This is a genomic window from Aquitalea magnusonii (genome assembly GCF_002217795.2).
In the GTDB taxonomy this organism is placed as follows: domain Bacteria; phylum Pseudomonadota; class Gammaproteobacteria; order Burkholderiales; family Chromobacteriaceae; genus Aquitalea; species Aquitalea magnusonii_B.
On the sequence record NZ_AP018823.1, the window covers coordinates 3,462,922 to 3,484,295 of the forward strand.

At 59.6% G+C, this 21,374-nt stretch carries 21 protein-coding genes; 9 read left to right on the top strand and 12 right to left on the bottom strand.

The genetic code is table 11. The annotated features are described in order from the left end of the window. The first annotated feature begins 146 nt into the window (after positions 1 to 146). Entirely contained in the window at positions 147 to 440 is a 294-nt protein-coding gene (locus tag DLM_RS16475; protein ID WP_089085822.1) for a hypothetical protein, read from the top strand. On the opposite strand, the gene DLM_RS16480 is transcribed toward DLM_RS16475, so the two are convergent. Continuing rightward, a complete protein-coding gene (locus tag DLM_RS16480; protein WP_089085823.1) occupies positions 441 to 2,399 on the bottom strand; it encodes a methyl-accepting chemotaxis protein in 1,959 nt (652 codons plus the stop codon). A gap of 249 nt (positions 2,400 to 2,648) precedes the next feature. Here DLM_RS16480 and hmpA point away from each other — a divergent pair, with 249 nt between their 5' ends. After that, positions 2,649 to 3,872, top strand: coding sequence for an NO-inducible flavohemoprotein (gene hmpA / locus DLM_RS16485; protein WP_089085824.1), 1,224 nt, complete (start codon positions 2,649 to 2,651; stop codon positions 3,870 to 3,872). 156 nt (positions 3,873 to 4,028) lie between these two features. Next, positions 4,029 to 4,499 carry an RrF2 family transcriptional regulator gene (locus DLM_RS16490; RefSeq protein WP_089085825.1) on the top strand — a complete coding sequence of 157 codons (471 nt, stop codon included), beginning with the start codon at positions 4,029 to 4,031 and terminating at the stop codon, positions 4,497 to 4,499. Between the two features lie 120 nt (positions 4,500 to 4,619). Here DLM_RS16490 and hemN read toward each other — a convergent pair whose 3' ends face one another. Next, positions 4,620 to 6,026, bottom strand: a complete 1,407-nt coding sequence (gene hemN / locus DLM_RS16495; RefSeq protein WP_089085826.1) for an oxygen-independent coproporphyrinogen III oxidase — start codon at positions 6,024 to 6,026, stop codon at positions 4,620 to 4,622. Between the two features lie 112 nt (positions 6,027 to 6,138). Here hemN and fnr point away from each other — a divergent pair, with 112 nt between their 5' ends. Beyond that, positions 6,139 to 6,885: a fumarate/nitrate reduction transcriptional regulator Fnr gene (gene fnr, locus DLM_RS16500; protein WP_089085827.1), complete on the top strand. Its 747-nt coding sequence runs from the start codon at positions 6,139 to 6,141 to the stop codon at positions 6,883 to 6,885. A gap of 127 nt (positions 6,886 to 7,012) precedes the next feature. On the opposite strand, the gene DLM_RS16505 is transcribed toward fnr, so the two are convergent. The 3 genes from DLM_RS16505 to DLM_RS16515 are packed head-to-tail and all read right to left on the bottom strand — an operon-like array spanning position 7,013 to position 9,142. Then, the gene (locus tag DLM_RS16505) at positions 7,013 to 7,471 is read right to left on the bottom strand and encodes a flavodoxin family protein (protein ID WP_089085828.1); all 459 of its coding nucleotides are present in this window, start codon (positions 7,469 to 7,471) and stop codon (positions 7,013 to 7,015) included. Then, the gene (locus DLM_RS16510; RefSeq protein ID WP_089085829.1) at positions 7,468 to 8,400 is read right to left on the bottom strand and encodes a DUF1853 family protein; all 933 of its coding nucleotides are present in this window, start codon (positions 8,398 to 8,400) and stop codon (positions 7,468 to 7,470) included. Before DLM_RS16510 ends, DLM_RS16505 begins: the two co-directional genes overlap by 4 nt. Continuing rightward, entirely contained in the window at positions 8,378 to 9,142 is a 765-nt protein-coding gene (locus DLM_RS16515; protein ID WP_045846730.1) for an RNA methyltransferase, read from the bottom strand. The genes DLM_RS16510 and DLM_RS16515 overlap by 23 nt, the downstream gene beginning before the upstream one ends. A 141-nt stretch (positions 9,143 to 9,283) precedes the next feature. Here DLM_RS16515 and DLM_RS16520 point away from each other — a divergent pair, with 141 nt between their 5' ends. Next, positions 9,284 to 10,075, top strand: a complete 792-nt coding sequence (locus DLM_RS16520; protein ID WP_089085830.1) for an inositol monophosphatase family protein — start codon at positions 9,284 to 9,286, stop codon at positions 10,073 to 10,075. Between the two features lie 66 nt (positions 10,076 to 10,141). Here the strand turns inward: DLM_RS16520 and DLM_RS16525 are convergent, their stop codons facing one another. Together DLM_RS16525 and DLM_RS16530 are read right to left on the bottom strand one after the other, a co-directional pair. After that, on the bottom strand, positions 10,142 to 11,359 hold the full coding sequence (locus DLM_RS16525; protein ID WP_197715438.1) for an MBL fold metallo-hydrolase: 1,218 nt from the start codon (positions 11,357 to 11,359) through the stop codon (positions 10,142 to 10,144). Positions 11,360 to 11,717: 358 nt separating this feature from the next. Beyond that, the gene (locus DLM_RS16530) at positions 11,718 to 12,155 is read right to left on the bottom strand and encodes a MarR family winged helix-turn-helix transcriptional regulator (RefSeq protein ID WP_089085832.1); all 438 of its coding nucleotides are present in this window, start codon (positions 12,153 to 12,155) and stop codon (positions 11,718 to 11,720) included. Between the two features lie 157 nt (positions 12,156 to 12,312). Here DLM_RS16530 and DLM_RS16535 point away from each other — a divergent pair, with 157 nt between their 5' ends. Beyond that, positions 12,313 to 13,098 (top strand): substrate-binding periplasmic protein, encoded by a 786-nt coding sequence (locus DLM_RS16535; RefSeq protein WP_089085833.1) that lies wholly within the window; start codon positions 12,313 to 12,315, stop codon positions 13,096 to 13,098. Here DLM_RS16535 and DLM_RS16540 read toward each other — a convergent pair. The 5 genes from DLM_RS16540 to DLM_RS16560 all read right to left on the bottom strand — a co-directional run bounded on the left by DLM_RS16540 (position 13,095) and on the right by DLM_RS16560 (position 17,387). After that, complete coding sequence (locus tag DLM_RS16540; protein ID WP_089085926.1) at positions 13,095 to 13,391, bottom strand: SemiSWEET family sugar transporter; 297 nt, start codon at positions 13,389 to 13,391, stop codon at positions 13,095 to 13,097. The genes DLM_RS16535 and DLM_RS16540 overlap by 4 nt on opposite strands. A gap of 5 nt (positions 13,392 to 13,396) precedes the next feature. After that, positions 13,397 to 14,161, bottom strand: coding sequence for a glycerophosphodiester phosphodiesterase (gene ugpQ, locus DLM_RS16545; RefSeq protein WP_089085834.1), 765 nt, complete (start codon positions 14,159 to 14,161; stop codon positions 13,397 to 13,399). Positions 14,162 to 14,464: 303 nt separating this feature from the next. Further along, positions 14,465 to 15,475, bottom strand: a complete 1,011-nt coding sequence (locus DLM_RS16550; protein WP_089085835.1) for a cytochrome d ubiquinol oxidase subunit II — start codon at positions 15,473 to 15,475, stop codon at positions 14,465 to 14,467. Next, positions 15,472 to 16,815 (bottom strand): cytochrome ubiquinol oxidase subunit I, encoded by a 1,344-nt coding sequence (locus tag DLM_RS16555; protein WP_089085836.1) that lies wholly within the window; start codon positions 16,813 to 16,815, stop codon positions 15,472 to 15,474. The genes DLM_RS16550 and DLM_RS16555 overlap by 4 nt, the downstream gene beginning before the upstream one ends. 5 nt (positions 16,816 to 16,820) lie before the next feature. Further along, positions 16,821 to 17,387 carry a GbsR/MarR family transcriptional regulator gene (locus tag DLM_RS16560; protein ID WP_089085837.1) on the bottom strand — a complete coding sequence of 189 codons (567 nt, stop codon included), beginning with the start codon at positions 17,385 to 17,387 and terminating at the stop codon, positions 16,821 to 16,823. 263 nt (positions 17,388 to 17,650) lie between these two features. Here DLM_RS16560 and mutS point away from each other — a divergent pair, with 263 nt between their 5' ends. The 3 genes from mutS to DLM_RS16575 all read left to right on the top strand — a co-directional run bounded on the left by mutS (position 17,651) and on the right by DLM_RS16575 (position 21,331). Beyond that, complete coding sequence (gene mutS, locus DLM_RS16565; protein WP_089085838.1) at positions 17,651 to 20,200, top strand: DNA mismatch repair protein MutS; 2,550 nt, start codon at positions 17,651 to 17,653, stop codon at positions 20,198 to 20,200. Between the two features lie 68 nt (positions 20,201 to 20,268). Next, entirely contained in the window at positions 20,269 to 20,706 is a 438-nt protein-coding gene (locus DLM_RS16570) for a hypothetical protein (RefSeq protein WP_089085839.1), read from the top strand. 193 nt (positions 20,707 to 20,899) lie between these two features. Further along, positions 20,900 to 21,331: a hypothetical protein gene (locus tag DLM_RS16575; RefSeq protein WP_089085840.1), complete on the top strand. Its 432-nt coding sequence runs from the start codon at positions 20,900 to 20,902 to the stop codon at positions 21,329 to 21,331. Positions 21,332 to 21,374: the final 43 nt, after the last annotated feature.

The following is a 21,374-nucleotide window of genomic DNA, read 5'->3' on the forward strand; positions in this document are numbered from 1 at the left end:
GATTCCGCAGCCTTTCCATCTATTCCCTATCCCCCGCCCTTACCCGGACAATTGAAGAAGGGGGGCCTCGCTTTCTTTGCAGAAACCGAGAGGGGTTTGTCAATAATCTGGTGGCAGCAACGCCGCCATCTTGATGGAGATTGAAAATGCATACCCTGAAACCGCGTAATCCCTACGCCTGCTCGCCCTTGCTGAAAAAGGGCGGCGCCCACCGCAACAGCCGCTCCGGCCAGCGCCAGAATGCCCGTCAGGCCATGCTGGCCGAACTGGATGAGCTGGATGATCTGGATGAGCTGGACTGGATCGATCCCTCCCCGGCAGCCCAGGCTGTCGAGTCCCGCAGCGAGGACGACACACCAGGCAGTTTTTCCTGCCAGCCCACCATGACAAAGGCCGCTTCCCAGCGGCCTTTGCCTTGCTATGCCCGTCTGGCTGCCTGACTACACGGTAAAGCGCGCCGCCAGCGCACTAAGCTGCTCGGACAAGCCCTTCAACTGCCCCACCGTTTCTGCCGTTCCCTTCATCGCCCTGCTGTTTTCTTCCGACATTTGCGCCACCTGCTCCACATTCTTCGCCAATTGCAAACTGGTATGGCTCTGCTCGGTCAGTGCCGACTGAATTTCGGCCACCGCCCGCTGCACCTGATCAATCTGCTGCTGGATGGACAAAATGGCAGTCCCCGCCTGCTGGGCATGCTGCTGTCCGGCCTCCACGGTTTGCATGCCGGTGTGCATGGTGCCCACAGCCTGCCGCGCGGTGTGCTGGATTTGCTGCACGATGCCGCCGATTTCAGTGGTGGACTGCGCGGTGCGCTCCGCCAGCTTGCGCACCTCATCGGCCACCACGGCAAAGCCGCGTCCCTGCTCTCCGGCGCGGGCCGCCTCAATCGCCGCGTTGAGCGCCAGCAGATTGGTCTGGTCGGCCACATCACGGATCACATCCACAATGCTGACAATGGACTCCGACTGCCGGCTCAAGGCATGAATGGTGTCAGACACCGTGGAAATCTCGCGCACAATGCTTTGCATGCTGCTGCCGGCACTTTGTATCACCACCGTACCGGTACTGGACTCATCCACCGCGGTACATGACAGTTGATGCGCCTCTACCGAGCGCTCGGCACTCACCGACAGGCTGGTGCTGAGTTGCTCCACGGCTGCGGCCATGCTGGAAGCCGCTTCGGACTGGCGGTCGCTGCTATGGGCCACCTGGCTGGCCCCTTCCGCCACATCATGCGCAGCGCCATCCAGTTGCTGCGAAGTCTGCACCAACTGGCTTACCGTCTCGCGCAGCTGATTGCGCATCTGGCGAATAGCGGCCAGCAGACTGGAGTCATCCTCCTCCTGCAGGGCAATACGGGTATCCAGCCGCCCGGCCGCAATCTGCGCCACCACTTCCTGTACATAGAACGGTTCTCCACCCAGTTGGGCGGTAATCGACAGATACAGCGCAATAAACAGATACGTAGACAGCAAGAAAGCAAATGCGGCGCAAGCCAGATAAACATTGCGCTGCCACTGAATCCGGTGGATACGGGCATCCAGCAGGTCGCCCAGTTGCTGTAAGGCAGCCTGCTGAAAGTGGGTGGCTACATCCAGCGTAGCCGCCGGCAAACCACTGCCTGCCACGGCCTGACCAGCGATGGCTTTGCCCAGAGCGCTGGCATTCAGAGCAGACTGCGCCGCCAACTTTTCTTCCGCACCGGCAAAGCCGGCCTTGAGCGTGGCGTTATAAGCCACGGCCTTGGATAGATCGTGTTGCAGGTTTTGCAGGCTGTCACTGATCAGCGGTGACAGGCCGACTGCCTGATCACGCGCCGTAGCGGTCAGTGGCTGCCCGCTGGCCACCAGCAGCAAAGCATTGGCTTGGGTGCTGCGGTTCAGCCAGTTGGGCCACTGTACGGTCACGGCATCCATCAGATAGAAAGTATCGATATCCGGGTCCAGCGTCAGGTTTGACTGATCGCTGGCCATGCTGATCAGATCAAGCAAGCTGTCCGCCACCGCCTGGTAATTGGCCAGCGTAGGTGTACCTTTCAGTTTTTGCCAGCCCCCCTTCAACGCAGTCCAGCCCTGCTCCAGCCCCAGTTGGCCATTAAGCGCATGATGCGTCTGCTGCAGCCTGCTCCATTGCGCCTCAAGATCTGAGGACAAAGCGCCCTTGTCGGGTGCAGCAGTCCGCTGCACCTGTTCCTGTTGTAACGCCAGCAAAAAGTTCATCACCGGCTTGAGGTACTGCACACCGATTACTTCCTTGCTGGAGAAATCGACATTGTCCTGATTGCTGCGATACAGACCATAAGTGAGATAAAACAGTGCGATGGCAAAAACAGCTCCGATTACGGCAAAGCGGGTCGGATAGGACAAACGCTGCATCCAGCGAGAACAGTAGCGAAACATGCACAACTCCTTGGCAGCAAATCAAACGGGCTTCATGCGGCACGCCACACTGTTTGTTTATAGAGTCCCCCTGTCGCACCACAAAAGAAAAATCCTTTCCCCTGGAAGGGGTACTGACCTTTCCCATCCGATATGACACATAGCCCTTTAAGATGTATTATAAATACACTTTAATTGCCTTACCCCTGCTGACCAGCCTCCAGTCAGGTCCGATAAAATGTATTTCATACACACATTAAAGGAAGCAATATGCTCAGTGCCGATATCCGCCAGCAAGTCAAAGCCACCGCGTCCATCCTCAAACAGCATGGTGTTGTGCTGACCAGCCATTTTTACCAGCGCATGTTCCAGCACAACCCGGAGCTGAAAAACATCTTCAATCAGGGCCACCAGCATGCCGGCCAGCAACAACAAGCCCTGGCCATGGCGGTAGCCGCCTATGCCGAGCACATCGATGCGCCCGAAGTTCTGCTGCCCGTGCTGGAGCGCGTGGCACACAAACACACCAGCCTGGGCATACGTGCCGAACACTACCCGATTGTGGGCAAGCATTTGCTGGCATCCATTCGCGAGGTGCTGGGCGAAGAAGCAGCCCCGGACAGCCTGCTGGATGCCTGGGCTGCCGCCTATCAACAACTGGCGGATCTACTGATCAATCTGGAAAACAGCCTGTACCAACGTGCAGCAACCCAGCCAGGTGGCTGGAGCGGCTGGCGACCCTTCCGTGTGCTGAAGAAGCAGGTGGAAAGCAGCGAAATCACCTCCTTCTATCTGCAGGCAGCCGATGGTGGCAGCCTGCCGCACTTCCAGCCCGGCCAATACATTTCGGTGCAACGCTTCATTCCGGAATGGGGCCTGAGCCAGCCGCGTCAATACAGCCTGTCCGATGCACCCGGCAAGGACTGGCTGCGCATTTCGGTGAAGCGGGAAGACGCGCGCGATGAGGCTCCCGCCGGCAAGGTGTCCGTCATCTTGCATGCCGAACTGGCCGAAGGTGACATCCTGCAGGTATCGCCGCCGTTTGGTGATTTCGTGCTGCATCAGGAGCGGGACACCCCGGTGGTGCTGATCAGCGCGGGCGTGGGCCAGACCCCGCTGCTGTCCATGCTCAAGCACCTGGTGGAAAGCGGCAGCCCGCGCGCCATCCGCTACCTGCATGCCGCACGGGACGGCCAGGTGCATGCGATGAAGCAGGAAGTCCAACAACTGGCACAAGGTCATACGCAGCTACATCAGGCCGTGTTCTACGAAACCCCCTCAGCCACAGAGCGCGCCGGCAGGGATTTTGACCATGCAGGCCGTATCGACGCAGCCGCGATTCATGCTCACGCCCTGCAGCAGGATGCCGACTACTACCTGTGCGGACCGCTTGCCTTCATGCTGCAGCAGCGTCGGCAACTGCGCGATGCCGGCGTACAGCCAGACCGCATCCATATGGAAGTGTTCGGCTCCCACGCCATCGCCGCAGACTAGCCGCCCAGCCGCGGCGAGGCTGCATGCCAGGCCATCCACCCGGATGGCCACCGCTTAGCATGCTGAGCGCACTGCAGTTTGTTTGTCTTCGCGCATTGTGAGGCAGCGCGGTGCAGAGTATCCTGCGCGGCACTGTTCACCCCCCGCTTTCCGCCCATGCAACTGAACCGCTTCACCGATCTTGGCCTGCGCGTGCTGATGTATCTGACACACCGCGACCGCGCCCAGCCGGTCACCATCAGCGAAATTGCCGAACGCTTTGCCGTATCGCGCAATCACCTGGTGAAAGTGGTGCATTTCATGGGGCTGCAAGGTTGGCTGAACAATAGCCGTGGCAAGGGTGGCGGTCTGGCGCTGGCCCAAGCCGCGGAACACTACCGCCTGGGTCAGATTATCCGCGTACTGGAAGGCAATGCCCCGCTGATAGACTGTGCCGAGCCACCTTGTGCTCTGCGGCAGGATTGCCAGTTAAAGGCGGTATTGGACCTTGCAACGCAGGCTTTTTTCAGCACCCTGGATGGCTATACCCTGCGCGACATCATTGCCAGCCCAACCGGCGAGGCCATTATTCGTCTGCATCGGCAGTCCACTTCCCTGCCACCGGATGACACCAGCAGCGACGGATAGCGTCACAAACCGTAATGTGTTGTAAAAAACCATCACTTTTCAAACAGAAAGCCCGCTAAAAGCGGGCTTTTTTTCCCTGTTTTTCCGAGGGCTTTCCCTTGGAAAACAGTCATCATTTCATCAAATTGTCTTCGAATAACGTGCCTTGGTTTCACGCTCACGCAAGTGGCGGTCAAACAACATGGCGATATTGCGAATCAGGAAACGCCCCTTGGGCTCCACCATCAGGAAGTCGCCGTCAAAAGTCAGCAGGCCCAGCTTGTGATACTCGCGGATGGCGGGCAGCTCGGCAGCAAAATACTCGGCGAAATTGATGCCGTGTACCTGTTCGATGGCCTCCACCGACAGCGAGAAGCGGCACATCAAAGCCTGGATGATGCCACGACGCAGGATGTCGTCCTGATCCAGCACCATGCCGCGCATCACTGGCAGGCGGCCTTCGTCCAGTGCGGCGTAATAGCTGTCCAGGTCTTTCTCGTTCTGGCTGTAACAGGGGCCAACCTTTCCGATGGAGGACACGCCAAGGCCGATCATGTCGCAGTCGGCATGAGTGGAATAACCCTGGAAATTGCGCTGCAAGCGGGCCTGGCGCAAGGCAATGGCCAGGTCGTCCTCCGGCTTGGCAAAGTGGTCCATGCCAATGAATACATAACCGGCATCCGCCAGGCTCTTTACTGCATCCTGCAGGATGTCCAGCTTGGTGCTGGCAGCAGGCAGGTCAGCCTCGTTGATGCGCCGTTGCGGCATGAACACCGTGGGCAAATGGGCATAGTTGTACAGCGCCAGACGGTCCGGAGCGATGGCAATCACCTTGTCCAGCGTGCGTTTGAGCGACTCGCGCGTTTGCAGAGGCAGGCCGTAGATCAGATCCACGCTGACCGACTTGAAGCCGGCTTCGCGTGCAGCCTCAATCACCTCCAGCGTTTCCGCCTCGCTTTGCACGCGGTTGACTGCCTGCTGCACCTGCGGATCGAAGTCCTGAATACCCACGCTCATGCGGTTGAAGCCCAAACGCGCCAGATGATGCACGGTTTCACGACCCACCTTGCGCGGGTCGATCTCGATGGAATATTCTCCCTCCGGCAAAAAATCGAAGTGCGTTCGCAGCATGCTCATCAGCCGGTCAAGCTGCGCATCGGACAGGAAGGTCGGCGTGCCGCCGCCAAAGTGCAGCTGGATGATTTTTTCCCGGCAACCAAGTGCAGCGGCAACCAGCTTGATCTCTTTTTCCAGATAGTCGAGATAACGGTCGGCGCGGCTTTTGTCCTTGGTGATGATTTTGTTACAGCCGCAGTAGTAACATACCGTGTTGCAGAACGGTATGTGAACGTACAATGATATTGCGTTCTGATGCATGCCCAGATGGCGCTGCATCAGCCAGCTTTTATAGTCCTTCTCGCCAAACACCGGGGTAAACCGGTCTGCGGTCGGGTAAGAAGTGTATCTTGGGCCAGAGCCATCAAGACGTTCGATCAATGCTCGGTCGAACTCACAGTGGGTAGGCGAAAACGGATGGGTGGTGTGCATGTCGTCGGGTATTGATAGTCAAACGTCAGGTGGACTGGTAAATTTGCGGAAAACGTGCGAATTCCGCTTTGACAAGGGTCAAGCTTCTTTACAGGGTTGTACAAAACACTCGATGTCAGACCAAAACCAACACACTCTGCATGCACTGAAGGTGTCCTGCTCCAACTGCAGCTTGCGCGAACTCTGCCTGCCCATCGGGCTGAACCGCGACGAGATGACCCAACTGGACGCAGTGATCCGTCAGAGCCGCCGCCTCAAGCGCGGTGAGTACCTGTTCCGCAGCGGCGAGACCTTCAAGTCCCTGTTTGCCGTGCGTACCGGTTTCTTCAAGACCAGCGTCGCCAGCCAGGATGGTCGCGAGCAGGTCACGGGCTTCCTGATGTCCGGCGAACTGATGGGCCTGGACGGCATTTCTTCCAATGTCCACGGTTGCGATGCCATCGCACTGGAAGACAGCGAAGTGTGCGAACTGCCCTTCAACCGCATGGAAAGCCTGGGGCGCGACATTCCCAGCCTGCAGCATCACTTTTTCCGGCTGATGAGCCGCGAGATCGTGCGTGACCAAAACGTCATGCTGCTGTTGGGCAATATGAAAGCGGAAGAACGTCTGGCCGCCTTCCTGCTGAATCTGTCGCAGCGCCTGTCCACCCGCGGCTTTGCCGCCAACGATTTCATCCTGCGCATGAGCCGTGAGGAAATCGGCAGCTTCCTCGGCCTGAAACTGGAAACCGTCAGCCGCACGCTGTCCAAGTTCCAGCAGCAAGGCTGGCTGAGCGTGGACCACAAGCACATCCAGCTGATCAAGGCCGATGCACTGAAAGACCTGATCTCCGGTTGCACCCACGCCAACGGCGTATAAGCCGGCAGCACGCTAGCAAACCATCCGGGCGGTGGGCGCCAAGGCGCCTTACCGCCCTTCTTGCATCTTCTGCCCATCCGGGCAGGCGCGCCATTCTCCGCAAGCACTAACTCTTCCGGGCAGGGTATTACCAGCGCCCGATCAGCATGCCGGCCACCAGTTGCTCGGCCCGTTCGGCCACTTCGGCCAGCTGCGCGGCCGCGGGCTCGCCGCGTACCACCACGGCGGGCAGCACTTCGTGCCAGCCATAGCCAGCGATGATGCGCCGCATGGATTGCAATGCGCCCAGACCATCGTTTCCCGCCGACACCAGCAGCAGGCAGGCCAGCCCCTCGGTGCGGCCCTGCGCCGGGTAGAAGGTGCGGTCAAAGAAATCTTTCAGCTTGCCCGCCATATAGCCAAAATTCTCCGGCGTTGCCAGCACGATGCCGTCTGTTGCCAGCAAATCATCCAGCGTGGCCTGCTCGGCGGGCAGGCAGTTGAACTGCAGGTCATCGGCCAGCCCCGCTACGCTGGCACGCACCGCCGCCACCAGTTGCAAGGTGCGACCGGTCTGGCTGGCATACAACAGAAGCAAGCGCTTCATGTGGCCGGACTCCCTTGCAAGCTGGCCATCAATGCTTGCAGGCGCGTTGCTTCGGGCCAGCCGGGCGGCACCACGAAGCCGCGCGCCACTTCCTCCCAGTAGCCATCGCCCAGCGGCAGCAGTTCGGCCACCAGTTGCGGCACTACGGCCTGATGCAATTCCTGGCGCAGGCTGTGCTGTTCGCGCACTTCGGCTTCGGCCACACGGGCCGGTGCCAGCCAGCTCAAGCGTGACAGCCACAACCAGCGCGATGCCGGGCTGGTTGCGGGCCAAGGCTGCAAAAGCGGGCTGATCCAGCCTTGCAGCTGATCCGCTGCCAATGGCGGGACGAGGCGTGTCGGTCGGGAATAGAAAAACCAGCCGGCCAGCCGGGCCTGGCTGGCACAGCCAATAAAGTCGGGCGGCAGGACGCGCCGGGCCAGGGGGTGGCGGGACAGCTGCAACTGCGCCTGCAATTTACCCGCCTTCAGCAGCCAGGCATCGCGCAGACTGGGGCCTACCAGACTGTCCGGCCCCTCGCCCAGTTGCAGATAGAATTTGCTGGCGGTTTCCACGTGCAGCGGTTCGCCATCCAGCCGGATCAGGAAATCAAACTCGCCGATGGTGCGGCCGCTGGCGTCTTGCAGCGGCAGATTGGCGGCCACCAGTTCGATATGGGGCGCAAGGTGAAACCAGAAAGCCAGCAGCCGTTCGGCATAGCGCCCAAGCCGCAGGCAAGGCTGCTTCGCCAGCCAGTGGACCAGCGGGCCTGGGTCTTGCTCCAGCGCGGCCAGCAAGGCCGGGCCGTCGGGGCCCAGCAGGCGTTGTGGTGAAAGATTGCAGCCACTATCCCAGGGAGCGGGGGCGGTCAGCAAAAAAGCCAGATCACGCAGCGCAGGCTGCGTGTAGGGCAGATAAAAACCGCAATCAGGATTCGCCGCCATGCTCATGGCCGTCTGCCACGCGCTGGATCTGCTTCATCAGGCCGCGCAGGATGTCCACCTCGTCGCGCAGCATGCCGGAACGGTTGAACAGCGCGCGCATACGGCGCATCAGTCGCTCGCTGTTACGGCGGCGGTAGTAGCCGATGGCATCCATGGTCTGGTCCAGATGCTGGCAGAAGCCTTCCACCTCGCCCAGGCTGGCGGTTTCACTTTCTGGGCGCAGGTATTCCACATCAACGCCGGTATGGCTGAACAGCTCGTAAGTCATCACCTGTACCGCCATCGCCAGGTTGAGCGAAAAGTAGTCCGGGTTGCCCGGAATGGTCACCAGCCGGTTGCACTGCTCCACTTCTTCAATCGACAGACCGAAGGTTTCATTGCCGAACACCAGCGCCACCTGCTCGCCATCGCGGGCGCGGGCCACCAGTTCCGGCGTGGTTTCGCGCGGGGTGGACAGCGGGGTGGTCAGCTCGCGGCGGCGGCTGGTGAGCGCGCAGGCCACGGTGACGTCGCTGAGCGCTTCGCTGAGGCTGGCCACCACGGTGGCACTCTCCAGCACATCCACCGCGCCGGAGGCCAGCGCATTGGCTTCATCGCTGGGAAACACTTTGGGTTCAACCAGATACAGGCGGGTCAGCCCCATGGTTTTCATCGCCCGTGCGGCCGAACCGATATTGCCCGGATGGTTGGGCCGAGCCAACACGATGCGAATGTTTTTCAGAAAATCAGGTACTTGGGGTTTATTCATCAGCAGTTTCACATTAAAATGGCGGGCATATCAAAAAGCCCGCGCGCTCGCGCCGGCTTTTTTTGTTCCTTAACCCAGATTGTTACTGTCAGATGTCGAGCCATGTTGGCTGACATCTGCTATCCGTTCTAGAGGCCGTCAATGCATCCGATGCTCAATATCGCGGTTAAAGCCGCCCGCCGTGCTGGCAGTGTAATCCAGCGTGCGTCGCTTAACCTCGATACCATTCGTGTAGAGAAGAAAAAGCACAATGACTTTGTGACCGACGTGGACCGCGCTGCCGAACAGGCCATCGTGGACATGATTCTGGAGGCGTATCCCAAGCACGCCATTCTAGCAGAAGAGTCCGGCGCCAAAGGCGTGGGCTCCTCCGAATACGAATGGATCATCGACCCCATCGACGGCACCACCAACTTCCTGCATGGCCACCAGCAATACGCCATTTCCATCGCGCTGGCGCACAAGGGCCAGGTACAGCAGGCCGTGGTGTACGACCCTAGCCGTAACGATCTGTTTACCGCCTCGCGCGGTGTTGGTGCCTTCCTCAACGACCGCCGCATCCGTGTTTCCAAGCGCTTCATGATGAATGAATGCGTGATCGCCACCGGTTTCCCGGTGACCGACCAAAGCTATATCGACCAATACCTGGGCATGCTCAAAGACGTGCTGGGCAAGACTGCCGGCGTACGTCGCGAAGGCGCTGCCTCGCTCGACTTGTGCAATGTGGCTTGCGGCCGCGTGGACGGCTTCTGGGAACTGAACCTGAAACCGTGGGACATCGCTGCGGGCAGCCTGATCGTGCAGGAAGCCGGTGGCATCGTCACCGACCTGACCGGCGAACAGGAGTGGATGGAATCCGGCGACATCGTGGCCGCCAACCCCAAGGTGCTGGCCCAACTGCTGGCCACCATCGCGCCGCACCTGAACAAGTAATCATTGCCTCGGTGCAGGCAGCAAAAACGGCAACCCCAGGGTTGCCGTTTTTTTACGTGTTAAAGCTTATCCGTTCTGTACTGCCAATTTGCCCTGCATGTGCAGGAACTGGCCATCGGTCTGCGCAATATTGGTGTAGACAATGCCGTTCTCGAAATCTTGCACATGGACCACATTGGAACCGGTCTTGGGTTCATGCCAGTACACCATGAAAACCTGCGGACGAATCGGCACCGCGGTGTATTGCACATCATCCCCCATGCCCTTGAACATGCCGGCAGTGCCGATATAGCTCATCGACTTGTCATCATGGAAATTCAGTTCGAAGGTGGTTTCGCCAAAACTGACTGCCACCTTTTTACCGGCTGCCGGATAAGCAGGCTTTGCTTCTGCCGCCGGCCATTGCATTTCACCTTTGATTACTTTTGCACTCATATCCAGCAGATTGTCACCAGCCAAACCCGGATATAGTTTTTTCATGGCTGCAATCAATTCTGCAGAATTCTTGCTTTCTTTCGCTTCCTTATCAAAGGCTTTGAGATAATCACGGGTAAACTGCACGGACTTGATGGTAAACGGCTGGCTGCCATCTTTATTCAGCATGTAATGCCCCGGCACTACCATGGTCGGCTTGAGCGCCTCGATATCCGCCAGGGTTTGCAACCAGTTCTGCCGCGATTTTTCAGTCTGGGTATCCGCAATCCAGACATGCTGATTGGCCATCACCACCACACCACCTACTACTGCCTTGATAGACGGAATCCACACATAACTGCGATCCGGAGTTGGGCCTTTCAAGCCCATCACTTCCAGTTTATTACCATCCACAGTCAAGGTATTGCCTTGCAGTACGTCTGGTGTAAACACTTGCTTGGGTGCATTTTCTTTCAGAATAGGCCCCCAGAAAGCCAGTTTGCCATCTTTGCTGGCATGGATAGCGGCCACCGTTTCAGGCGTGGCAAGCACACGCACATCCGGGAAGGCTTTTTTAATAGCCTCCAGACCAAAATAATAATCCGGATCACTATGACTGATATAAACCGTGGTCAGCTTCTTGCCTGTTGCCTTGATTTTATCTACCAGCTTATTGGCATCGGCAATGGAGAATTGCGCGTCAATCAGCACAACTTCTTTTTCACCGGCAATGATTTCAGAGGAAACCGCAAATATGCCTTTTTCTCCAGGGTTATAAACCTGAATATCCAGGCCGGGCTGGGCCGCCTGAGCAAAAGGAACAACACCAAACAAGGCGATAGAAGTTACAGCAGCAAACAGTGATTTCATGGCAAGCATCCTATAAGGGCAGGAGTTAAAACAACAAGAGAACTGCTGACTGCATTCTTGTTGATCCCCCATCCTTTTGGGCATGGAACTTTCCTGTTTATGTATGCGAAATTTCCCAACAACTTCATTTTAAACTACACAATAAATATTCAGCTCATTCATTGCGCTGAATATCTATGCGCTGATTTATATTGCCGGATTACTCCTGCTCAAGTATGGCTGCAGATGGTTGATTTGGGTTTCTGCGGGACGGTTTTAGTAAGGCGGCACGGCCTGAAAGTGGCAGGCGCTCAGCCAGTACACAGCGACAATCGACAGCAGCAGTGCCTAGCCTTGCCGCAGCGCCGGCTCAAGCACCCTATTGCTGTGCCTGTTCGGCAGCATGGCGGATTTGTGCCAATACCTTGATGCAGGTTTGCAGCTCGGCCTGATCCAGCCCGCCCAGCAGCTCGGCCTTCAAGGCATCGGCCACTTGCAGCAACTCGCCGGACACCTGGCTGGCCTTGGCCGTCAGCAACACCCGTTTGGCACGGCGGTCCTGTTCATCTTGCTGACGGGTGACCCAGCCATCGGCCTGCAACACATCCAGCAGCCGGACCAGCGAGGCCGGTTCTATACCCACCCGCGCCGCCAGTTCGTTTTGCAGCAAGGGCTCACCGGCACGCCCCAGCTTGAGCAACACCTGCCAGGTGGCCTGGGAAAAGCCGTAGGGCCGCAGGCGCTGGTCCAGCAAGGCGCGCCACGCTTTGGGAACGGCAACCAGCAACTCGGTAAGTTCATGGTGGGACTGTGGCATGCGGCTTCCTGAATTTAATTAGTTCACTAATTGTATTTCTACAAATCTTGATCACCAAGTTCTTCCCTGCTGGCTGATGGCAGGCAACGCGCTGGCGGCAAGCCCAATCCCGCCCACCTCATCTGCTATGCTTTTATCCTTGAACAGGAGAACCACCATGCCCCAGTTGCTTACACGCCTGTACCTTGCCGTCCTGTGCTGCCTGCCGCTGCTGGCGCTGGCCGCCGGACCGGACTGCAAGCGCAGCTATACCCTGGCCCTGCATGAACATGGTTTGCTGTATAACGCCAGCACGCGCAGCGGGATAGACAAGGACGTGGCCGACGAGCTGATCCGCCGTAGCGGCTGCAAGGTGGAAGTCAGCCTGCTGCCGCGCTCGCGCATCTGGAAACTGCTGGAAGTCGGCAGCCTGGATTTCAGCCTGTCAGGCATTACCAATGAACAACGCGAACGCTACGCGGCTTTTGCCTGGTATTTTGCCGACAAATACAGCCTGATCGTGCGCAAGGACAGCGGGGTGCAGTCACTGGCGGATTTTGCCGCCCGCAATGAGGTGAAGCTGGGTGGCATCCTGAGCTTCCGCTACAGCGACACCATCAACCAACTGGTGGACAAGCTGGACCAACAAGGGCGGCTGGTGGGCAGTTACGATTACGAAACGCTGTATCAGAACCTGCGTCAGGGCCGCACCCAGGCCATCATCATCGAGCCGTTTGATTATTCCGACCTGGAAAAATACCAGGTGGCCAAGCTGGTACGCATGGTGGAAACCAATGACCAGCCCACGCCCCACGGCCTGATCATGTCGAAAAAAACCATCTCGCCGGAACAGCAGGAACGCTGGCGTGAGCTGATCAACGATATGCGGCGCGATGGCACGCTGCTGAAGATCTTCCGCAAGTATTTCAGCCGCGAAGAAGCGCAGCAGATGACCAGCTTCTAGCCGCCCGGCCTGTCCGCTTGCGGCTGGCGGCGTGCATCAAACACCAGCTTCATCAGCAGCACCGCCATGCTCAGCAGCAGGGTCAGGCCATTGGCCAGCACCACCGGACGTGAATGAATCAGCAGGCCGTAGCTCAGCCACAAGGCCACCCCGCTGCACATCAGCAGATACATGCCCAGCGAGATATCCCCAGCAGATTTCTTGCGCCATACCAGCCACACCTGCGGCAAGAAGGACAGGGTTGTCAGGCAACCGGCCAGCAGGCCCAGCCACTCAGCCAGATCCGGCATCATGCGGCCTACTCCGCCAGCCATTGCGCAGGCTGCAGCACATCCAGCCGGTCGGTACACACGCTGTCCACGCCCCAGGCCATGATTTCCCGCGCCCGCGCCACATCATTCACCGTGTAGCACAGCAACTGGTAACCGGCGGCCTTGATGGCGGCGGCCAGCTGCGGCGTCAGCGTGGCGTGGTCGCAATGCAAGGCAATGCAAGCCAGTGACTGCAAGGTGGCCTGCCAATCAGCCGGAATCTCCTCCACCAGCCAGGCGCGTGGCAGGTCCGGCTCGGCCAGTTGCGCGGCGTGCAGGGCTTCCACACTGAACGATGACAATAGCGGTGGCACTACCGCACCCGCCCACAGCCGCGCAGCCTCCTGCGCCACCAGTCGGCCGGTTTCGGCATCACGCCCCGGACAGGGTTTGATTTCCACGTTCAGCAACATGCCCTGCGCACGGCAATAGACCGCCACATTGGCAAAGCCGGGCAGCGCCTCGCCGGCAAACTGCGCGCCTTTCCAGCCACCGGCATCCAGCTGCGAGAGCTGCGCCATGCTCAGCCCGGCGGCCAGGCCGTGGCCATTCGTGGTGCGGTCCACGGTGTCGTCATGCAGCAGGAAGCACACATTGTCGGCGGACAGCTTTACATCACACTCGGCGGCCCGATAGCCATATGCTACGCCGGCACGAAAACCGGCCAGCGTGTTTTCCGGGGCCATGATGCCGCCCCCACGATGGGCGACCAGCCGGGGATAGGGCCAGGGTGAGGTGTGCTGCTGCGTCATGTGGTTCTCCATCCGGAAGGGTGTGCAGGAACAAGGCAGATCATGCCTATCGTAACGCCAGGCGGGCGCTGTGCCAGTGCTGATTTGCGGCTATTGCGCCAGCGTCGGCCAAAGCGGGCCGCATTATCCATTACACAGGCAAAAGCCAGGGATTATCTGTCCTGTATGTGACCCGGACATGACAAAACCCGACCTGCATGCAGCAGGCCGGGCCGGCGTCATCCATGCCAGGAGCGGCGCACAACATAGCGCAGCGTTCCTGGGTCAAGGAGGCACAACGCCGCGACAGGTTTCTGTTAGCGGCTACTGGTAACGCAATGTGCCGGTCTTGCCCCAGAACACCCGGTAGGCAAAGGCGGTGTAGCCGATGATGCAGGGCAGTACCAGCAGCGCGCCCCACAGCATGATCCACAAGGCTTCGGGGTCGCTGGCGGCCTGCCAGATATCCATGCGGCTCGGTATCACCTGCGGGAACACACTATAGGCCAGCCCCCAGAAAGCCAGCAGCACCATGCCCACGGTAGTGGCAAACGGCAGCCAGCAGTAGCTGTCGTTGCCGGCTGCCTGACGCCGGGCCAGCCGTGGCAGGGCCAGCCATTGCACCACGAACAGCGCCAGCGTCCCCAGCGGCAAGGGCAGCAGCAAGAACAGCTGCGGCAGGGCAAACCATTTGCCGGCGATGGCCGGATTGGCCAGCGGCGTCACGATGGACACCAGCAGCACGGCCAGGCCCGCGCCCGGCACACTGCGCCGCGCCCAGCCAAGCGCCTGCCTTTGCAAGCTGCCTTCCGTCTTCATGATCAGCCAGCAGGCCCCCAGCAAGGCGTAGGCAGCACTCAGCCCGGCCCCTACCAGCAAGGCAAACAACCAGGGCAGCAGCCCGTCGGCAAAACCGGTCAGATAGCGGCCCAGCATCACCCCCTGTGCCAGCGAGGCCAGCAAGGAGCCAAAGGCAAAGATGGCATTCCACCATGGGCGGTGCGGGTCACGCGCCTTGACGCGAAAATCGAAGGCCACCCCGCGCAGGATCAGCCCCACCAGCATCAGCAGTACCGGAATATACAGCGCACCAAACACCACACCGTGCGCCATGGGGAAAGCCACCAGCAACAGGCCCGCACCCAGTACCAGCCAGGTCTCGTTGGCATCCCAGAACGGGCCGATGCTGGCCACCATGCGGTCCTTGCCGGCATCGTCCGCCAGTGGCAACAACAGGCCAACGCCCAGATCAAAGCCATCCAGCACCACATACACCAGCATGGCCAGCCCCATCAGCCCGGCGAAGATGACCGGCAACCAGTATGCAGCGTTCATGCTTGCACCTCCTTAAGCTCCACGGCAGCATCAGCCTGCCCTGCGGCTTTGCCAGCCAGATGAAACAGCACCGAGATGTAGGCCAGCAGCAGGCCGGCATACAAGGCGAGATAAGTCAGCAGCGAACCGGCCACCATGCTGGTGGTCGCCGTCCCGGCAGCCTGTGCGGTGGTGAGCACACCCGTCACCAGCCAGGGCTGACGACCGATCTCGGTGACATACCAACCGGCCAGCGTAGCCACCCAGCCGGCAAAGGTCATGCCCACCAGCAGGCACAGCAAGCGCCGGTCCAGCCCGGCACCACTCCGGCGACGCAACTGCCAGGCGGTGAGCCAGGACGCCAGCAGCATCAGCACCCCTACCCCCACCATCACGCGGAAGCTCCAGAACACCTTGGCCACCGGCGGATGCTGGGCAAATTCGTTCAGGCCGCGGATTTCGCCGTCAGGGTCGTGCTTGATGATCAGGCTGGCGAGGCGCGGAATGCCCAGCGCGTAGTCATTGCTTTGGGTATCGGCATTGGGCAGGGCAAACAGCAGCAAGGGCGCGCCGCGCTCGGTGTGCCACACCCCTTCGATGGCGGCCAGCTTGGCCGGCTGGTGTGCCATGGTATTCAGGCCATGCGCGTCCCCCGCCAGGATTTGCAGCGGAATCAATAGCGCTGCCAGCCAGACACCGGTTTTCAGTGCCACGGCATTGCCCGCGCTGCGGTCGGCCTTCAACTGGCGGTATGCCGACAGCCCGGCCACCAGAAAGGCCACGGTCAGGCCGGAGGCCAACAACATGTGCGTCAACCGGTAAGGCATGGACGGATTGAAAATCACCTCCAGCCAGCTGGTGACATGGGCGCGGCCATCCTTCATCACAAAACCGGCCGGGGTTTGCATCCAGGAATTCAGCGCGATGATCCAGAACGCCGACAGGCTGTTGCCAAAGGCCACCAGCAGCGTAGCCAGCGTATGCACCCGCTCGGATACCCGGCTGCGACCAAACAGCATGATGCCGAGAAAGCCCGCCTCCAGGAAAAACGCGGTCAGGATTTCATAAGCCAGCAAAGGCCCGGCGATATTGCCCACCGTCTGCATATAGCCCGGCCAGTTGGTGCCGAACTGGAAGCTCATGGTGACGCCGCTCACCACGCCCAGGGCAAAGGACAGTGCAAAAATCTTCACCCAGAAACCGTAGGCATCCATCCACGCCTGCCGGCCGGTGCGCAGGTAACGCAGCTTGAAGAACAACAGCACCCAGGCCAGCGCGATATTGATGCTGGGAAACAGGATATGAAAGCTGATATTGGCGGCAAACTGGGCACGTGCCAGTGCCAGGGCATCCAGTTCCATGACGGCTACTCCCTATCGCTATCTCGCCCGGTCAGCTTGCTCAGCGACTGGGTGAATTGCAGTACTTTCTGCACCTGCGAGCCCAGCTTCATCAGCCGCTGCAGGGTTTCCACATCCATGTGCTGGATGTCGGAGAACCAGGTGGTCACCAGCTCGATCAACTGATACATCTCGCTCATGCGCTGTTGGGCATGACGCTCGGCATCGCTGGCCGGTTTCTCCATCATCGCCCCGCGCAGCATGGTGAGGGTGGGTTCCACCTCGCGCTTTTTGCGCTCCTCGGCCAGGGTCTTGAAGATGGCCCAGACATCGTCCGGGGTGGAAAAGTATTCGCGCCGGTCGCCGGGGTAATGCTGCAGCTTCACCAGCCGCCAGGACTCCAGTTCCTTCAGCCCCATGCTGACATTGGAACGGGAGAAACTCAGGCTTTCGGCAATTTCATCGGCATTGAGCGGCTTTTCGGACACAAACAGCAGGGCATAAATCTGACCGACGGTGCGGTTGATGCCCCAGCGGCTGCCCATTTCACCGAAATGCGCCACAAAGGACTGGACGAGGGGGGTGGTATTCATGACTTCCTCAATTTTCAGGAATTTCTGAAAGTTTGATAAAGATCATACTTTCATCACTTTACTCCAGTCAATGCACAGATTGCTTGATCAAACAGCTTGCCAATCAGCACAGGCCATGAATGCAACAGCCAAATTTAGCGCCGACCGCACGATGCCGCCCTGACACCCAGAGCCCGCTACGGTAAAATCGGCGCTTTGCGTCAGCGCCCCGCCCCGGTGGGGCGTTGTCATCTGCACCCGATATCAACAAGAGCACCACGCGCATGAGCACGCCCCAGCACACCCCTATGATGCAGCAGTACTTCGCCCTGAAAAGCCAGCATGCCGACAAGCTGCTGTTCTACCGCATGGGCGACTTTTACGAGCTGTTCTACGAGGATGCGGAAAAGGCGGCGCGCCTGCTGGACATCACCCTCACCACGCGCGGTGCCAGCGGCGGCAACCCCATCAAGATGGCCGGCGTGCCTTACCACGCCGCCGAAGGCTATCTGGCACGGCTGGTGAAAATGGGTGAATCGGTGGCCATTGCCGAGCAGATTGGCGACCCGGCATTGGCCAAGGGGCCGGTGGAACGCAAGGTGGTGCGCATCGTCACCCCCGGCACCCTCACCGATGCCGCACTGCTGGACGACAAGCGCGACAACCTGGTGCTGGCGGTCAATATGCTCAAGGGCACGCTGGGCCTGGCCTGGCTGTCCATGGCCAGCGGCGAATTCAAGATCATGCAAACCAGCGTGGAAGAATTCGCCAGCGAAATGGAACGGCTGAAACCGGCAGAACTGGTGCTGCCGGACGATGCTGGCTTGAATATCTTTGAACAAGTCAGTTGCCCGCGCAAAAAACTGCCGCCCTGGCAATTCGATACCGAATCCGCCCAACTGGCACTCACCCGCCACTTTGGCACCCACGATCTGGCCGGCTTCGGCGCGGATACCCTGCCGGTGGCGATGGGGGCGGCCGGTGCGCTGCTGGAATACGTCAAATCCACCCAGAGCGTGAACCCGGCCCACATCGCCCAACTGGCGGTGGAAGACGCCGGCGAGCTGATCCGCATGGACGCCACTACCCGGCGCAATCTGGAACTGACCGAAACCATACGCGGCGAACCCTCGCCCACACTGGCGTCCTTGCTGGACACCTGCGCCACCAGCATGGGCAGCCGCCTGCTGCGCCACTGGCTGCACCACCCCATCCGCCAGCACGGCAAGCTGCAACGCCGGCTGGAATCGGTACGCGCGCTGCTGCCGGTGCATCAGGATGTCCACGAGCAGTTGCGCGAAGTGGCCGACATCGAACGCATCACCGCCCGCATTGCACTGCGCAGCGCCCGCCCGCGCGACCTGGCCGCCCTGCGCGACTCGCTCAAGGCCCTGGTGGGTGCCAAGCAACTGGCCGCCAGCCTGGACGCCCCGCTGCTGGGTGAACTGGCACGTCTGCTGCCGGACGAGTCTCCGGTCGAACAACTGCTGAGCGCAGCCATCCTGCCCGAACCAGCCACCTTCCTGCGTGACGGCGGGGTGATCAATCACGGCCTGAATGCCGACCTGGACGAACTGCGCGCCATCCAGACCGATTGCGGCGACTTCCTGCTGGCGCTGGAAGCGCGCGAAAAAGAGCGCACCGGCATCACCACCCTCAAGGTGGAATTCAACCGCGTACACGGCTTCTATATCGAAGTTTCCCGCGCCCAGGGCGACAAGGTGCCGGACGATTACCGTCGCCGCCAGACCCTGAAAAACGCCGAACGCTACATCACGCCGGAACTGAAGGAATTCGAAGACAAGGCGCTGTCGGCGCAAGACCGCTCACTGGCACTGGAAAAGCAGTTGTACGAACAACTGCTGGACCAGTTGGCACCGTACATTCCCGATCTCAAGCTGATTGCCCAGGCCGTGGCCGGGCTGGACGTGCTGGCCGCCTTTGCCGAACGTGCCAGCAGCAATCATTATGTCGAACCGGAATTCGTCAGCGACACCCGGCTGGAAATCATCGCAGGCCGTCACCCGGTGGTGGAAGCCGAGGTGGAACGCTTCATTGCCAACGACACCCGGCTGAGTGACAGCCGCAAGCTGCTGCTGATCACCGGCCCCAATATGGGCGGTAAATCCACCTATATGCGGCAGAATGCACTGATCACCCTGCTGGCACACATCGGCAGCTTCGTACCGGCAGAGCGTGCCATCATCGGCCAGATCGACCGCATCTTCACCCGTATCGGTGCCTCGGATGATCTGGCAGGCGGGCGCTCCACCTTCATGGTGGAAATGACCGAAACGGCGAATATCTTAAACAACGCCACCGCCCAGTCACTGGTGCTGATGGACGAAGTAGGCCGTGGCACTTCCACCTTCGACGGCCTGGCGCTGGCCTGGGCCATTGCCAAGGCACTGATCGAAAAAAGCCGGGCCTACACCCTGTTTGCCACCCACTATTTCGAGCTGACCACCCTGGCCGAGCAATACCCGGCCGTGGCCAATGTTCACCTGTCTGCGGTCGAACACAAGGACCGCATCGTGTTCATGCACCATGTGGACGAAGGCCCGGCCAGCCAGAGTTACGGCCTGGCGGTGGCTCAATTGGCAGGCGTTCCACCCAAGGTGATTCGCGAAGCCAGACGCTACCTGGTAGAGCTGGAAAACCAGTCCGCCGCCCGCGTCCAGCCCGACCTGTTCAGCGCCCCGCCGGCCATGGACAATACCGTGGAACGAGCGCCGGATCCGGCACTGGAAATGCTGGAAGAAATCGATCCGGATGCACTGACACCACGTCAGGCACTCGACTTTCTCTATCAAGTGAAAAAAGTGCTGAAATGATTCAGCAAATTTGCAGTCATCTTCTATGATGAAAAAATCATGACAACCAGAGAACAGGAGTAATAATCATGTCGTCGCCGAGCACTGCCAGCAATCCGGGCTTGATTCGTCTGTTTGGTCATACTGGAGAAGATGGCAGCATTTCCCTTCAAGCCATACGTGAAAGAGCTTCAAAGCAACTGTCCCGCTTCGCCACCCAGGCGGAGGAGGAACTGGCAGCGCGTCAGATCAGCATGCCCCCGGCCATCAGTCTGGTTAGCTGTCCCGGCTGCAGCCTGACACTGGAAAACAATCATCCCCAGGCCGATGACATCCTCACCTGGCTTGCCAGCAATGCCAAGATTTCCAGCTTGTTCAAAGAAGTTGAAGTGTTGTTTGAAATCATTCGTGCCACGGAATCCGCAGGTGAAACCTTCCCCGAATCATCCTGCTTCCATATCGGCCTGACCAGTGCGGGTCCCATTGCCTATTTTGAAGACCACGCCTGCAGTCCGCGCCTTTCCTGATCCAGCAGTACGCCATTGCAATACCAGACAGGGAGACATTGTTCTCCCTGTCTGTCATCCGCGCCAGCCGCGCGCCCATGGCCCAAGCCAGGGAATTTGCCATTCATCAAAATGAAAATTCCCAGCCCATCATCAGACTCCCATTCCCGCATGGCCTTCTACCATCAAGGTAATCACTTTCCGGGAGAAAACCATGCCTCTGACCGAATCACCCAGCCTGCCATCCTATGCCCAGCCGGCGCAGCACAACCCCACCCTTGGCGACAATCTCTCGCTCCAGGCGCGCACCCTGCTGGGGCAGTTCGGACAGCTTGCCAAAGAGGGTATCCAGGCGCGCGGCATCCGCATTCCACCCGCCATTTGCCTGGCGCTCAATGCCAGGGGGCAGCTGGAACTGCGCGGCCAACACCCACAAGCCAAGCAGATTCACCTCTGGTTGAGCAACAGCCATGCACTGCAGGGCCTGTTCAACGAAACGCAAATCCTGTTCGAGCTGCTGCATGCCTGCAGCACAAACGCCAGAAGACGGGATGACGACTGCTTCTGCATCGGCATTACCTCAGCCGGTCCGGTGGCTTATTTCGAATCACAACTCCCCACCCTGGGTGGCGCTGTCACACACTGACGATGTACCAAGCTGTTGCCGCAAAGGGAAGCCCTGGCTTCCC